Source organism: Streptomyces sp. NPDC005866, assembly GCF_040629895.1.
Classification (GTDB): domain Bacteria; phylum Actinomycetota; class Actinomycetes; order Streptomycetales; family Streptomycetaceae; genus Streptomyces.
In genome coordinates, this window is the sequence record NZ_JBEXWP010000007.1 from 272,573 (window position 1) to 286,061 (window position 13,489).

Annotated in this window: 13 protein-coding genes; 9 read left to right on the top strand and 4 right to left on the bottom strand. The window is 70.7% G+C overall.

Translation table 11 applies throughout. From position 1 onward, the window contains the following. Positions 1-216 precede the first annotated feature (216 nt). Genes ABZ396_RS13735 through ABZ396_RS13750 form a run of 4 tightly spaced genes read left to right on the top strand, consistent with a single transcriptional unit; the run spans position 217 to position 6,616 of the window. Complete coding sequence (locus ABZ396_RS13735; RefSeq protein WP_358915515.1) at positions 217-1,038, top strand: glycosyltransferase family 2 protein; 822 nt, start codon at positions 217-219, stop codon at positions 1,036-1,038. Then, positions 1,035-2,033, top strand: coding sequence for a glycosyltransferase family 2 protein (locus tag ABZ396_RS13740; RefSeq protein WP_358915517.1), 999 nt, complete (start codon positions 1,035-1,037; stop codon positions 2,031-2,033). The genes ABZ396_RS13735 and ABZ396_RS13740 overlap by 4 nt, the downstream gene beginning before the upstream one ends. Continuing rightward, positions 2,026-2,826 carry a polysaccharide deacetylase family protein gene (locus ABZ396_RS13745; protein ID WP_358915519.1) on the top strand — a complete coding sequence of 267 codons (801 nt, stop codon included), beginning with the start codon at positions 2,026-2,028 and terminating at the stop codon, positions 2,824-2,826. Before ABZ396_RS13740 ends, ABZ396_RS13745 begins: the two co-directional genes overlap by 8 nt. After that, positions 2,819-6,616 carry a lipopolysaccharide biosynthesis protein gene (locus ABZ396_RS13750; protein ID WP_358915521.1) on the top strand — a complete coding sequence of 1,266 codons (3,798 nt, stop codon included), beginning with the start codon at positions 2,819-2,821 and terminating at the stop codon, positions 6,614-6,616. The genes ABZ396_RS13745 and ABZ396_RS13750 overlap by 8 nt, the downstream gene beginning before the upstream one ends. Positions 6,617-6,622: 6 nt before the next feature. Here the strand turns inward: ABZ396_RS13750 and ABZ396_RS13755 are convergent, their stop codons facing one another. Next, entirely contained in the window at positions 6,623-8,056 is a 1,434-nt protein-coding gene (locus ABZ396_RS13755) for a xylan 1,4-beta-xylosidase (RefSeq protein ID WP_358915523.1), read from the bottom strand. 173 nt (positions 8,057-8,229) lie between these two features. On the opposite strand from ABZ396_RS13755, the gene ABZ396_RS13760 reads away from it, so the two are divergent. Both ABZ396_RS13760 and ABZ396_RS13765 read left to right on the top strand, forming a co-directional pair. Beyond that, positions 8,230-9,324: a DUF5925 domain-containing protein gene (locus ABZ396_RS13760; RefSeq protein ID WP_358915525.1), complete on the top strand. Its 1,095-nt coding sequence runs from the start codon at positions 8,230-8,232 to the stop codon at positions 9,322-9,324. Between the two features lie 15 nt (positions 9,325-9,339). Beyond that, complete coding sequence (locus ABZ396_RS13765; RefSeq protein ID WP_358915527.1) at positions 9,340-10,110, top strand: DUF72 domain-containing protein; 771 nt, start codon at positions 9,340-9,342, stop codon at positions 10,108-10,110. A 41-nt stretch (positions 10,111-10,151) separates the two neighbouring features. On the opposite strand, the gene ABZ396_RS13770 is transcribed toward ABZ396_RS13765, so the two are convergent. After that, positions 10,152-10,520 carry a GntR family transcriptional regulator gene (locus ABZ396_RS13770; RefSeq protein WP_358915529.1) on the bottom strand — a complete coding sequence of 123 codons (369 nt, stop codon included), beginning with the start codon at positions 10,518-10,520 and terminating at the stop codon, positions 10,152-10,154. Between the two features lie 69 nt (positions 10,521-10,589). On the opposite strand from ABZ396_RS13770, the gene ABZ396_RS13775 reads away from it, so the two are divergent. Both ABZ396_RS13775 and ABZ396_RS13780 read left to right on the top strand, forming a co-directional pair. Beyond that, entirely contained in the window at positions 10,590-11,519 is a 930-nt protein-coding gene (locus tag ABZ396_RS13775; RefSeq protein WP_358915531.1) for a GNAT family N-acetyltransferase, read from the top strand. Further along, a complete protein-coding gene (locus tag ABZ396_RS13780; RefSeq protein ID WP_358915533.1) occupies positions 11,500-12,000 on the top strand; it encodes a DUF402 domain-containing protein in 501 nt (166 codons plus the stop codon). The genes ABZ396_RS13775 and ABZ396_RS13780 overlap by 20 nt, the downstream gene beginning before the upstream one ends. A 41-nt stretch (positions 12,001-12,041) precedes the next feature. Here the strand turns inward: ABZ396_RS13780 and ABZ396_RS13785 are convergent, their stop codons facing one another. Next, positions 12,042-12,656 carry a class I SAM-dependent methyltransferase gene (locus ABZ396_RS13785; RefSeq protein WP_358915535.1) on the bottom strand — a complete coding sequence of 205 codons (615 nt, stop codon included), beginning with the start codon at positions 12,654-12,656 and terminating at the stop codon, positions 12,042-12,044. A 141-nt stretch (positions 12,657-12,797) separates the two neighbouring features. On the opposite strand from ABZ396_RS13785, the gene ABZ396_RS13790 reads away from it, so the two are divergent. Next, positions 12,798-12,932, top strand: a complete 135-nt coding sequence (locus ABZ396_RS13790) for a hypothetical protein (protein WP_352220125.1) — start codon at positions 12,798-12,800, stop codon at positions 12,930-12,932. 21 nt (positions 12,933-12,953) lie between these two features. Here ABZ396_RS13790 and ABZ396_RS13795 read toward each other — a convergent pair whose 3' ends face one another. Beyond that, the gene (locus tag ABZ396_RS13795; RefSeq protein WP_358915537.1) at positions 12,954-13,403 is read right to left on the bottom strand and encodes an N-acetyltransferase; all 450 of its coding nucleotides are present in this window, start codon (positions 13,401-13,403) and stop codon (positions 12,954-12,956) included. Positions 13,404-13,489: the final 86 nt, after the last annotated feature.

Sequence of the window (13,489 nt, forward strand, 5' to 3'; positions counted from 1 at the left end):
AATGACCACCGTCGTTTCGAGTGTGATTACTGTCGTTTCCGAGCCGTGCCGCGCGACCGGCTGCCGTTTTCCGGCAGACCGGCCAGCTTTGCCAGCTCACCTGCGGATACGGAGATCCATTTTCCGTGCCACTGGTGAGAACCCCCCTTTCGAACCGGACACAGAAGCGGGCCGCCCCAGGGGCGGGTGGTCCACCGGACGAGAGGGACAAGACTCATGAGTTCTGTTCTGCGCCCGCCGACCTCGGACCAAGATCCGTTAATGGCGGCCGAATACCGACCGATCTCCTCTCACCTGGCGATCACACCACCGGTGAGCGTGGTGATCCCCGCGATGAATGAGGCGGAGAATCTCCCCTACGTCTTCAAGACACTTCCCGGCTGGATACACGAAGTGGTCCTCGTGGACGGAAATTCCACCGACGACACCGTGGAAGTGGCCCGGGAGTTGTGGCCCGGCGTGAAAGTCGTCGAACAGAGCGGCAAGGGCAAGGGGGATGCCCTGATCACCGGGTTCGAGGCGTGCACCGGCGACATCATCGTCATGGTGGACGCGGACGGCTCGGCCGACGGCCACGAGATCGTGTCGTACGTCTCCGCGCTGGTCTCGGGCGCCGACTTCGCCAAGGGCTCGCGCTTCGCCAACGGCGGCGGCACCGACGACATGACCTTCATCCGCAAGCTCGGCAACTGGGCGCTGTGCACGATCGTCAACCGCAAGTTCGGCGCCCGCTACACCGACCTCTGCTATGGCTACAACGCGTTCTGGCGGCACTGCCTCGACAAGATCGACCTCGACTGCACCGGCTTCGAGATCGAGACCCTGATCAACATCCGGGTGGTCAAGGCGGGCCTGAAGGTGCAGGAGATCCCCAGCTACGAGTACCTGCGCATCCACGGCACCAGCAATCTGCGCGCCGTGCGGGACGGGTTCCGGGTCCTCAAGGTGATCCTCGGGGAGCGCTCCAACCGGCGTGCCCTGCGCCGGCGGGTGCGGCACTCCCCGATGCTCGTCACGGGACGGGGAGAGTCGTCTTGAGCGATCCCGGCATCTCCGTCGTGATCTGCGTGTACACCGAGGAGCGCTGGGAGGACATCCTCGCGGCGGTCTCCTCGGTGCGCGCACAGTCGTTTCCGGCGCTGGAGACCCTGCTGGTCGTCGACCACAACCCGGAGCTCCTGGAACGGCTCACGAAGGAGTACAAGGAGTCCGCAAACAGCGCCTCCGTCCGGGTGCTCGCCAACGCGGGCCCCCGCGGCCTGTCCGCGGGCCGCAACACCGGCATCGCCTGCTCCTACGGCGAGGTGGTCGCCTTCCTCGACGACGACGCCGTGGCCGAACGGGACTGGCTGCGCCGCTTCGCCGAGGGATACGCCGACCCGAGGGTGATGGCGGTCGGCGGCCGGACCCTGCCCGTCTGGGCCTCGGGGCGCCGCCCGGACTGGTTCCCGGAGGAGTTCGACTGGGTGGTCGGCTGCACCTACAAGGGCCTGCCGCCCGGCCGCGTCCGGGTCCGGAACGTACTCGGCGGAAACGCTTCCTTCCGGCGTACGGCCTTCGACGCGGCAGGTGGCTTCGCCACCGGCATCGGCCGGGACGGCGACAAGCGTCCGCTGGGCTGCGAGGAGACGGAGCTGTGCATCCGGCTCACCCGGGCCCGCCCGGACGCGGTGCTGCTCATCGACGACCGCGCGGTGATCCACCATCGGGTGCCGGAAGCCCGCGAGCACTTCGGCTACTTCCGCATCCGCGCCTACGCCGAGGGCCTCTCCAAGGCCCTGGTCGCCCGGAGTGTGGGCGCCGGCAAGGGACTTGAGTCCGAACGCCGGTACACCGCCCGTGTGCTGCCCGCTGGGGTCGCTCGCGGCCTGCGGGACGCGCTGCTGGGCCGGCCGGGGGGCGCCGGCCGGGCCGGGGCGATCGTCACCGGGGTGCTGACGGCCGCGGGCGGCTATGTGGTGGGGAGTGTGCGGGCCCGGCGGGGCGGGGCGACCTTCACCGTCGTCGAGACCGAGGGGGTGTCCCATGGCTGAGGCGCCGGTGCCGATCCTCATGTACCACTCGGTCGCGACCGCGCCGAACGAGGCCACCCGCGCACTGTCGGTGGCGCCGGAGGCCTTCGCCGAGCAGATGGCACTCATCGCCGAGATGGGCCTGACCCCCCTCAACACGGCTGACCTCGCCGCGAGTTGGCGCTCGGGCGGCCCGCTCCCCGACCGCCCCGTCCTGATCACCTTCGACGACGGCTACGAGGGCGTGCACCGGCACGCCCTCCCCGTCCTCGCCAAGCAGGGTTTCGTGTCCACCCTGTTCGTCTCGACGGGCTGGATCGAGGGCCCGTACGCCACCGGGGGCGGCCTGGACGCCATGCTCGACTGGGACCAGGTGCGCGAACTCGCCGACGCCGGCTGCGAGATCGGCGGGCACAGCCACACCCATCCGCAGCTCGACCAGCTGGACGACGAGCGGCTGCGCGCGGAGCTGGTGGGCTGCCGGAAGATCGTCGCCGAGCAACTGGGTTCCGCACCCGCCTCGTTCGCGTATCCGTACGGCTACTCCAGCCGCCGGGTCCGGCAGGCCGTGCGGGCGTCCGGATTCGCCCAGGCACTCGCCGTCGAGAACGGCCTCGCCCGCCGCCGTCAGGGTCCGTACGCGCTGCGCCGCGTCACCGTACGCCGTAGCACGGACACCGCGGAGTTCGTACGGTTGCTCGAAGGCCGCGCGATCGCCCGCAACTTCGCCAGGGACCGTGCCCTCACCAAGGGTTACGCCGTTCTCCGCAGAGCCCGCCAGGTCCGCCGGAAGGCCATCCGTTCCCGTGTCTGACACGACGACCACCACAACCGAGGCCGCGACCAACGGCACAGCGGCGCCCGAGCAGTCGGGGCGCCGCCTTCGCCTGCCGGGCAGGGGCAGTTCGTCCGGAGGCAGCCCGCTCTTCCGGAACGCCTACGCGCTGATGCTCAACACCGGCATCTCCGCCGTACTGGGCCTGGGCTTCTGGCTGGCGGCGGCCCGCTACTACTCCGAGTCGGCGGTCGGTCAGGGCTCCGCCGCGATCGCCGCGATGAAGCTCCTCGCGGGCCTGACCGCGGTGACCCTGACCGGCGCCCTGGCCCGCTTCATCCCGGTGGCGGGCAAGGCCACCGGGCGGCTCATCCTCCGTACCTACGCGGGCAGTTCGCTGATCGTGGCGCTGGCGGCCGGCGTGTTCCTGCTGACGCTGGACGTGTGGGGGCCGTCGTACCGCTTCCTGCACGGGCCGCTCAACGGGCTCGGGTTCGTGGTGGCGGTCGTCGCCTGGAACCTGCTCACGCTCCAGGACGGGGTGCTGACCGGCCTGCGCAACGCGCCCTGGGTGCCGGTGGGCAACACCATGTTCTCGGCGGTCAAGCTGGGGCTGCTGGTCGCGCTGTCCGTGGCGATCCCGACGGCCGGTGTCTTCGTCTCCTGGGTCGCCGCCATCGCCACCTCGGTGATCCCGCTCGGCTGGCTGGTGTTCCGGCGCCTGGTGCCCCGGCGCGTCAAGGCGACCGAGGAGCACGCCAAGCCGCCCACGCTGAAGGAGATCGGCAGGTTCCTGGCCGGCGACTACACCGGTTCGCTGTTCTCCCTCGCCGTGGTCTACCTGGTCCCGGTGATCATCGCCTCCCAGGTCAGCTCCGAGGACAATGCGTACTTCTACATCACCACCACCATCGGCGGCACCACCAACCTGCTCGCCATCAACATGGGCGCCTCGCTGACCGTCGAGGGCTCGCACGACCCGGCCCGGCTGGCCGCCAACACCCGGGCCGCGCTGAAGCGGATGGCCCGGATCATGATCCCCATCTGCTCGCTGCTCTTCTTCGGCGCGCCCTGGATCCTGGGCGTGTTCGGCACGGGCTACGCGGACGCGGCGACCCCGCTGCTGCGCTGGTTCGCGGTCGGCGCGCTGCTCAGGGTCGTGATGGAGACGTACTTCGCGGTGCTGCGCGCACAGAGCCGTACCGCCGGACTGGCCTGGATGCAGGGCCTGTTGTGCGCGCTGGTGCTCGGACTGACCCTGCTGCTCCTGCCCCGGATGGGGCTGACCGGCGCGGGCGTGGCCGAGATCTCCAGCCTCGCGGTGGTCGTGACGATCGCGGCGCCCCGGCTGTGGAGGACGCTCCGGGCGGCCCCGGCCGAGGTCCCCGAGGACGCGGCACCGGACGGAGACCTCGCCGACCTGGGGGCCCGCGAGGTCCCGTCCGCCGCCGCACCGCACAAGCGGGGTCCGGCCTGGGCGCTGGACACCGACACGCTCGCCCTCGGCGTCCATGTGGACTTCGACCATCTGGAGCGGCGGCCGGACGTCCGTCCGGGGCCGGGAACCCCGCCCACGGGTACGCCCGTTGCCCGCCCGGACGACCTGCCCACCTGGGCGCTGCGGCCACCGCGGAACCCGGGGCTGCCGGTGGAGGAGAGGGAGCCCGGCTCGGAGGCCTCGCTGGGACCGGCCGAGGCCTCGCTGCTGCCGGAGGCGGAGGTCGACGCGCCGTTCGGGGAGGCGGTGGTACCGGGGGAAGACGTGATGCCGGCCGAGCCTCCGGAGGAGCCCGCGCGCTCCTTGCGGGAGCGGCTGGTCCCCACCCGCCCGGGGGTCGTCCTCGGCTGTCTCCTGATCGCCGCCCTCCTGCTCTACTGGGTGCCGGCCGCCCGGCTCGACGACGCCGGCCTGGACCGGATGGGCGGGCTCGGGCTGGTCTCGGTGCTGCCGCTGCCGACGCTGGTCGGGGCGGCGCTGCTGGTCACGGTGTTCGCCGCGCTGCTGTGGCTGCGCCGCGAGCACAAGGCGCTGCTCCTGGTCACCCTGCTGGCGACGGTGGTATCGCTCCATGCGCTGCCCGCCGTGATCGAGACGGAGCCGCGGTTCCCGACGGCCTGGCAGCACCTCGGGTTCATCGACTACATCGACCGCACCGGGTCGGCCGTGCCCGATCTGGACGCCCGCTGGAGCTGGCCGGGCTTCTTCGCGGCGGCGGCCTTCATCGGCAGGGCCTGCGGGGTCTCGGACTTCACCGAGGTCATCCGCTGGTGGCCGACCTTCGTCCAACTCGCCTATCTGGCACCGATGTTCCTGCTCGTACGGTCGCTGCGGGCGAGCTGGCGGGCGAAGTGGACCGGCATCTGGATCTTCGTGCTGTGCGGCTGGGTCGGCCAAGACTACTTCTCCCCGCAGGGTTTCACGTATCTGCTGTATCTGGTCTTCGTGGCGGTCCTGCTCGTCTGGTTCCGCGCCCCGCACGTCATCTGGACGAGGTACCGCCCCGGCGAGGCGGAGGTCGAGCCGACCGACCGCCGTCAACAGGCCGTGCTGCTCCTGGTGTTGATCAGCCTGTACGCGGCGACCGTCCCGGCACACCAGCTGACGCCGTTCGTGATGCTGGGCGTGCTGGCGGCCCTGGTCCTGGCCGGCAGGTCCGAACTGCGCGGTCTGCCCGTCCTGTTCGGGGTGGTCGCGGCCGTCTGGCTGGGGTTCATGGCCGAGCCGTACTGGTCCGGTCACTTCAACGACCTGTTCGGTGGGGTCGGCGGGGTCGGCAGCAATGTCTCGACCTCGGTCTCCGGCCGTATCCAGGGCGGCAGTTCGACCCACAAGCTGGTCCTGTACGTCCGGGTCCTGCTGGCTGGGGGCATGATGGCCTTCGCCGTCTGGGGCTGGTGGCGCCGCCGCTTCCACAAGTACCGCGAGCGTTCCCTGCCGGTCCTGACCTTCGTCCCGTTCCTGGGCTTCGGCATGCAGTCGTACGGCGGCGAAATGGCTCTGCGGGTCTTTATGTTCGCCCTGCCGGGCGCGGCCCTGCTGGCGGCTCTCGCCCTGTTCCCGCGGACCGGCGCCACGGCGAAGGAGCGCGAGAAGGACCGGGTCAGCCTGGCCCCGGTGGCCGCGCTGATGGCGGGTCTGCTGCTCATGGGCGGCTTCCTGGTGGCCCGTTGGGGAAACGAGCCCTTCGAGCGGGTCCGGCCCGGCGAGGTCGCCGCGATGGACTATGTCTACGCCCATGACAAGCCGACCGTACGGCTGCTGTGGCTGAGCAACGACACGGTCAACGACGTGACCCCGGCGATGCCGTGGGGCGCGAAGGACATGGAGCGGGTCGACTATGTGCCGACGCCGGCGCCGACCGACCCGGTGCTGGTGTCGGGCCTGGTCAAGGCACTCAAGGACGCGGGCCCGAACTCGTATCTGATGATCAACAGGAGTCAGATCACCTATCTCCAGATGGATGCCGGCTATTCGGCGGCCTGGGAGAGCCGGCTGATCCGGAACCTGGACGGCCGGCAGGATCTGACGCAGGTCCTGGTCAACGACGACGTGACCATGTACGCGCTGCGGACGCAGCCGGCGGGCGCGGTGGAGCAACCGGATCCGGGGCCGATCGGGCCGCGGATCACCTGGACGCCGTGGTCGGTGGTCGGCGGTCTGGCCGCCGTGGCACTGATCCTGCTGCTGACGGCACGCGAGGTGCTCCGGGTCGCGGTCCGGCCAGGGGTGCGTCAACTGCGGTGGCTGCAGGGCAGCTTCTGGTTCTCGCTGCCGCTGCTCGCGGTACTGCTGGCGTCGCTGGCGCAGCGGTTCCTGACGCTCAAGTAGAAGGGGTCAAGTGGCTGACCTGGTGAGCCACTTGACCTCGTACCCCTTCATGTCGAACTGCTTCCCGTCCACCTGCGCGCTGATCGTCCGGCCGAGGGTGTTGACGACGAGGACGGTCCTGTCGCTCGCGAGGACACGCACGTTGGGCACGTCGTCCTTCGCGACGGAGACCGTCTCGTACCCGGTCCCCGGCGAGAACGCCTTCCCGAACCTCGACACCAGGTCGTACATGGGTAGTCGCCGTCCGCCTCCGGCGCTGTCGGTCGTGGTCCACAGACAGCCGGCGCAGTCGCCGCCCTTCTCGTCCTCCGGGTTCCAGTAGAAGCCGGAGTCGGCGCCGCCTTTCACCAGGGCGATCATGCCGGTGGCCTGGACGGCGACCCGGTGCGGTTCGGTCCAGCCGTTGCGTTCGTCGTTGCCGTCGGCGGGCTCCACGTAGTACTCGGCCCACCACAGCGGCAGGTCGTGCGTCTGCTGCCGTACCCACTCGCTGACGTACGTCAGCTTTTCGGTGGCCGCGAACTCGTTCGGCAGCATGTCGTCGTCGTTGGTGTAGCTGGACCCGTCGACGACCACGAAGTCGGCGCCGGCCCTGTGGGTGTTCCAGTAGCCGAAGGCATCGATGACCCGCTGGTCCAGCACGCCCCAGGCGCCCTTGAGGGTGGTGGAGGCGTTCTCGGTCTGGCGCGGGTCGAAGCTGTCCATGACGAGATACGGCCCGCCGACCATGATGTCCTTGTCGACGGCCTTCAACGCCTTGTAGACCAGGTTGTAGAGCTGGGTATAGCCCTCGTAGTCCCAGCGCGCCTTGTCGTTGTTCCAGAAGCCCTTGAACTCGTTCCAGACGACGAAGTGCCGTACATCGGGGTAGCGCCTGGCGACGGTCGCGGCGAGGTTCGCGTAGTCCTGGTAGTGGTCGGGGGTGGGGGCGGTCTCCAGGGCGGCCTGGCTCCAGTCGGTGTTGTTCACACCGGCCTTGCCGCCCTTCATCCAGTCCGGCGAGCAGCACAGGGTGATCACCGGGGTGCCGCCGGACCTGCGCATGAAGTCGACCCGGCGGTCGAGGGCGCCGAAGTCGTAACGCCCCTGCACCGGCTCGGGGTTGTCGGCGCCCCAGCCCATGACGGCCTGGTCCTGAGGCAGCCCGCCGTCCTTGGCCAGCATGTTCTCGACCCGGCCGGTGGCGGTCGCACTGCCCTCGTCGGCGCTGTACTGGGTGTGGGTGAAGCCCCAGCCGACATACGGCTCCGTCGAGTCGGGCGGGGTGGCCGGGGTGCCGTGCACCTTGTCGCCGTCGCGGGTCGTGCCCGCGGTGCTGCCGCCGCCCCCGGGAAGCGTGTTGATCAGTGTCACGATCAGGGCGAGAGCGGCCACGCCCACACCGAGCAGGGCGGTGAGCCGCCACCGCCGAGCCCCCGAATTCCACCCATGCCGTCTCATCAAGGACACACTAATGGCGGAAATCGTCCCGGGGGCAGGTATCGGGGATCGACAGCTGTGTAACAGGGGCGGGGGGCACTCCGGACACTCCGGAAGCTCGGCGCACATCCGGCACTCTCCGCCCACTTCGGAAAACGGGTGCGCGGCGGGCGCCGGTGGCGGATCATGGCGGCATGTCTGCCAAGCCGCACGAGTCGCTGCCGATCCGGCTCAACGTCGACGACTCCGACTCACCGTCCGACGTCGTCGACGCGCTGTTCCTCGGCCGCTTCGCGACGGGCGAGCAGCCGTACTCGCACGCGGCCAACATCGACCGGGTGCGCACCGGGGCGACCCTGCTGCCGAAGGAGGCGCGGGTGCTGCGGGTGGCCCGCGACGACGACCGCAGCGCGACGCTCGCGGAGGGCGACGGCTGGACGCTGCTGGTCTCCCGCTGGAACCGGGGCGCGGACGTCACCGTCACCGCGACCAGCGCCGAGCTGGCCGCGCAGGTGCTGAACGAGGCGACGGACGGCGCGGCGGACGAGCCGGAACCCCAGCCGGACAACGTGACGATGGGCTTCTGGTACGTCTCCCCCAGGCGCGGCCCGCACCGCACCACCCGGCAGATCTCCGCCGGCACCTGGGACGAGGTACGCGCCAACTACACGGCACCGGTGGCGGACGCGATGGACCACCTGATGAAGACGACCCCGGAGGACATCGCCGGCCGTCTCCTGCTGCTGCACGGCCCGCCCGGCACCGGCAAGACCTCCGCCCTGCGCACGCTCGCCCGTTCCTGGCGGGACTGGTGCCAGGTGGACTGTGTCCTCGACCCCGAACGGCTCTTCTCCGACGTCGGCTATCTGATGGACATCGCGATCGGCGAGGAGGACGGCGCCGGCAAGGGACGGTGGCGGCTGCTGCTGCTGGAGGACTGCGACGAGCTGATCCGCGGCGAGGCCAAGCACACGGCGGGGCAGGCCCTGTCGAGGCTGCTGAACCTCACCGACGGGCTGCTCGGCCAGGGCCGTAACGTCCTGGTCGGCGTCACCACCAACGAGGACCTGGAGCGTCTGCATCCCGCCGTCGTCCGCCCCGGCCGCTGCCTCGCCCGTATCCAAGTGGGCCCGCTGACCCACCGCGAGGCGGTGAACTGGCTCGGTACGGAAGAGGGCGTGGGCCGCGACGGGGCGAGCCTGGCGGAGCTGTACGCGCTGCGCCGGGGCACGGCGCCGACGTCGGTGCCGGGGGCCCGGGAGGGCTCGGACGCGGGCCTGTACCTGTAGTGCTTTGATGGGGGTATGCCCCTGTTCATCGGAACCTCGGGCTGGCAGTACAAGGACTGGCGGAACGTCCTGTACCCGGCCGACGTGCCCATGCGCTCGTGGCTGGAGGTGTACGCGGAACACTTCACGACCGTTGAGCTGAACAACGCGTTCTACCGGCTGCCGAGCCGCGAGAACTTCGAGTCCTGGCGGGACCGGGTCCCCGCGGACTTCGTGATCGCGGTCAAGGCGAGCCGCTATCTCACGCACATCAAACGCCTGAAGGATCCTGAGGAGCCGGTCGACCGCCTGATGACCCACGCGGCGGGCCTGGGCGACCGGCTGGGCCCGGTCCTCCTCCAGCTCCCACCGACCCTGAAGGCCGACCCGCCCCTGCTGGACGCCTGCCTGGCGTGCTTCCCGCGCGGTACGAGGGTGGCGGTGGAACCCCGCCATGACTCATGGTGGACGCGGGAGACCCGCAAGGTCCTGGAGTCCCGGGCCGCGGCGCTCTGCTGGGCCGACATCCAGGCCCGCCCCATGACCCCCCTGTGGCGCACCACCGACTGGGCCTACGTCCGCTTCCACCAGGGCCGAGCCACTCCCTGGCCCCGCTACGGCCGTCGCTCCCTGGAGACCTGGGCCGGCCGTATCGCCACCACGTACCCCAAGAAGGCCGACGTCTACACGTACTTCAACAACGACCCGGGCGGAGCGGCGGTTCGGGACGCGGTGGCGTTCGGGAGGATCGCGGAGAGGGCGGGGCTACCGGTGACACGAACAGCGGCACTGAGCGCCAGCGGCTGACCCCTCCGCCCACGTCCTGCTCAGCCGAAGCCCGACAACTCCTACTGCCCATAAGCCGCCCGCAGGGCATCCCGTACCGCGGCCAGCGCCTCCTTCTCCCCCAGCCCCAGTCGGCGCACCCGCTCCACGTACGCCTGCGCGGCCGACGACGCCTCACGCTCGGCGGCCGACCCGGCGGCGGCGACGAACGTCCCGTTGCGGCCCCGCGTCTCGATCACCCCGTCCGTCTCCAGCGCCCGGTACGCCTTGGCCACCGTGTTCACCGCCAGCCCCAGCGACTCGGCCAGTCCGCGCACCGTCGGCAGGCGGTACCCCACCGGCAGCACCCCGCCCCGCGCCTGTTCGGAGATCTGCGCCCTTACCTGCTCGTACGGCGGCGCGCTGTCATCGATGCGGATCTTCAGAGTCACGGCCCGATTCTCCCGTATCCGCCGGAAAATGAGAGGCATCCCCCCCCTCACCCCGCATAGCGTGCGCCCATGACAGTGATCGTGCGCGATCTGCGCCCCGACGCCCGGTCGGACGCCGAAGGCTTCGCCAGGGTCCGGCAGCTCGCCCTCCCCTACCTGCTGTTCACCCCGGAGTCCCTGCTCCACGACCTGACGCACACCCACCCCGACGCCCGCTTCCGTCAGCTGATCGCGGAGGAGGACGGCGAGATCATCGGCACGGCCCAGGTCGGCCTCGCCCACGAGAGCACGGAGCCGGGCCAGGGCTTCGCCAACGTGTACGTCCATCCGGAGCGCACCGGCCGGGGCGCCGGCACCCTCCTCGTCCGTACGGCGGAGGCGCACCTGTCGGAATCCGGCGCGACCACGTCGTACGCCTGGGTCCTGGACGCCCCGTCCAACCGAGCCTTCGCCGAACGCCGCGGTTACACGGCGAGCCGCTCCGCCCACTTCCTCCGCCTCGACCTCGCGCACGGCACACTCCCCCCGCTCCGGACTCCCCCGCCCGGCGTCGAGCTTCGCTCCGCCGCCGATTTCGCCGACGACCCGCGCCCCCTCTTCACCCTGGACGCGGAGACGACCCTGGACGAACCGAGCGACATCGACACCGAGTTCGCCGACTACGAGGCCTGGCTGGACGGGACCTGGCGGCATCCGCTGTTCAGCCGGGAGCTGACCTCGGTCGTCCTGGTGGACGGCCGCCCGGCCGCGTTCAGCGCGGCGCGGACCGACGGCGGCACCCGCTACGGCACTGTCATGACCGGCACCGCCCGGGGCTTCCGCGGCCGGGGCCTGGCGAAGCTCGCCAAGAACGCCTCCCTGCACCGCGCCCGCGCCGCCGGCTGCACGGAGGCGCTCACGGGCAACGACAGCGGCAACGGCCCGATGCTGGCGATCAACAAGTGGTTCGGGTACGACATCTGCGCGACGGAGGTCAGGTATGTCCGCGAACTCGGCTGAGCCGACGACCACGGTGGACGTCGTCCTGGTCAAGGCGGGCCGCACGAAGATCCGTTACCCCGCCGAGCTGCTGCACGACGACGGCACCCGGATCGCCGTACGCGCGCCGTGGGCCGGTGACACGCCCCGCGACTTCGGCTTCGTCCGTTTCGAGCAGGGCGATGTCTTCACCGAGTTCTACTGGCGCGACCGCTGGTACGCGGTCAAGGAGGTCCGCGCCGCCGACGGCACGACGAAGGGCTGGTACTGCGACATCACCCGCCCCGCGACGCTCACCGGCGGCGCGCTGGTCGTCGAGGACCTCGACCTGGACCTGTGGCGGTCCGCCGACGGCACGGACGTACGCCGGCTGGACGAGGACGAGTTCGCCGAGAGCGGGCTGGCGGAGCGGGACCCGGCGGCCGCCGCAGCCGCCGTGACGGCGCTCGACACACTGGAGAGGCTGGCCCGCGAGGGCGGTTTCGAGGCCCTGCTGTCCTGACGGTCACGCGGCGAAGCCGCATATCGATACAGCCGCGCCGCTCACACGGTCGCCACCACCGCGTACCGCTCGTCGCTCACCTCCTTGCCCCACAGCAGCGGCTGCTCCGACAGCCGCTCCACGTGCACGTCCGCGGCGAGCGGCGCCAGCAGGGCGGTGAGCCGATCGGCGGGTATGCCGACCGGGGCCACGGTCCCCCACACCCCCTCCACCAGCACGAACCGTCCACCGGGCCGCAGCAGGCCGCGCCAGTGCCGCAGCACGCGTGCGGGGTCGGGCAGCGCCCACAGCACATGCCGTACGAGCACGGTGTCGAAGAGCCGCTCCCCCACCGGTGGCGCCGCCGCGTCGCCGAGGAGGAACACCGCGTCACGGCCGGCGAGCTTGGCGCGGGCCCGCTCCACCATCGCCGGGGAGCTGTCGACCCCGGTGATCCGGTGGCCCTGCTCGGCGGCGAGGAGGGCCAGGCTGCCGGTGCCGCAGCCGAGGTCGAGGAGGTCGGCGGGGCGTCCGGGCAGCCATGTCCGCAGTCGCTCCGCCCAGGCCGCGCGCACCTCGGGCGAGCCCAGCCCGTGATCCGGCTCGGTGTCGAAGGTCGCGGCCTGCGCATCCCAGTCGACACTCACCGCAACGGTCCGATCACTGTGGTTCGTCATGCCCCCCATCGTGACACCCGCCACTGACACTCGGTCCATGTGACAGCGGCCACTGACAGACCGGCACCGATGAGGAACTCTCACCGAAAGGGTCTACCTCCGTGACAACACGGAACTCGGTAGGCACTGAAGGAGGCAGCCATGCGCCGCGCAACCGTGCAGAAGCCCCTGAAGAAGACGGACAGCCGCCGGATCCGCGAGGAGGCCGACGAGCGCCCCGCCGGACGCCCCGAGGTGCGGAAGGACATCGCACGCACCTGGTGGCCGGACGGCTGACCGCGGCCGTCCCCGCGTCCTTCAGCCCAGCCGCTTGCGGTAATGGACACGGTCGTACGGCCCGTCCACACGCCGCCCGACGACTTCGTAGCCGTACTTCGGGTAGAACTCCTGGTTCTCCCACATCAGCGCGTTGGTATAGAGCCTGACCTCGGGCAGGCCGAGCGCACGCGCGCGTGCGTCCACGAACTCCAGCAGCCGCCGTCCCACCCCCTGTCCACGCGCGTCGGGGTGGACGGCGATGCTGTCGAGGAACAGACGATCGTCATGGGCCTCGATGACGACGAGCCCGCTGACCGGCTCCCCGACGACGAACACCCTGCCCGCGGCCACGTTCGCCGTGTGGTCCGCCTCCATGGGCTGCGGCACCACCCCTATGCGTGCGATGTAGTGGTGGTACGCCATGTCGGTCACGGCCTTCACGGCCGGTACGTCGGCGGCCCGGGCGGGCCGGATCTCATCGTTCGCCATGGCGGGAACGCTAGCTTCCTCAGCGCAGTCTGAGCACTCCCTTAAGGCGACCATAAGGATCTCCTTCGCCCGCTCCCAGCAGGCGA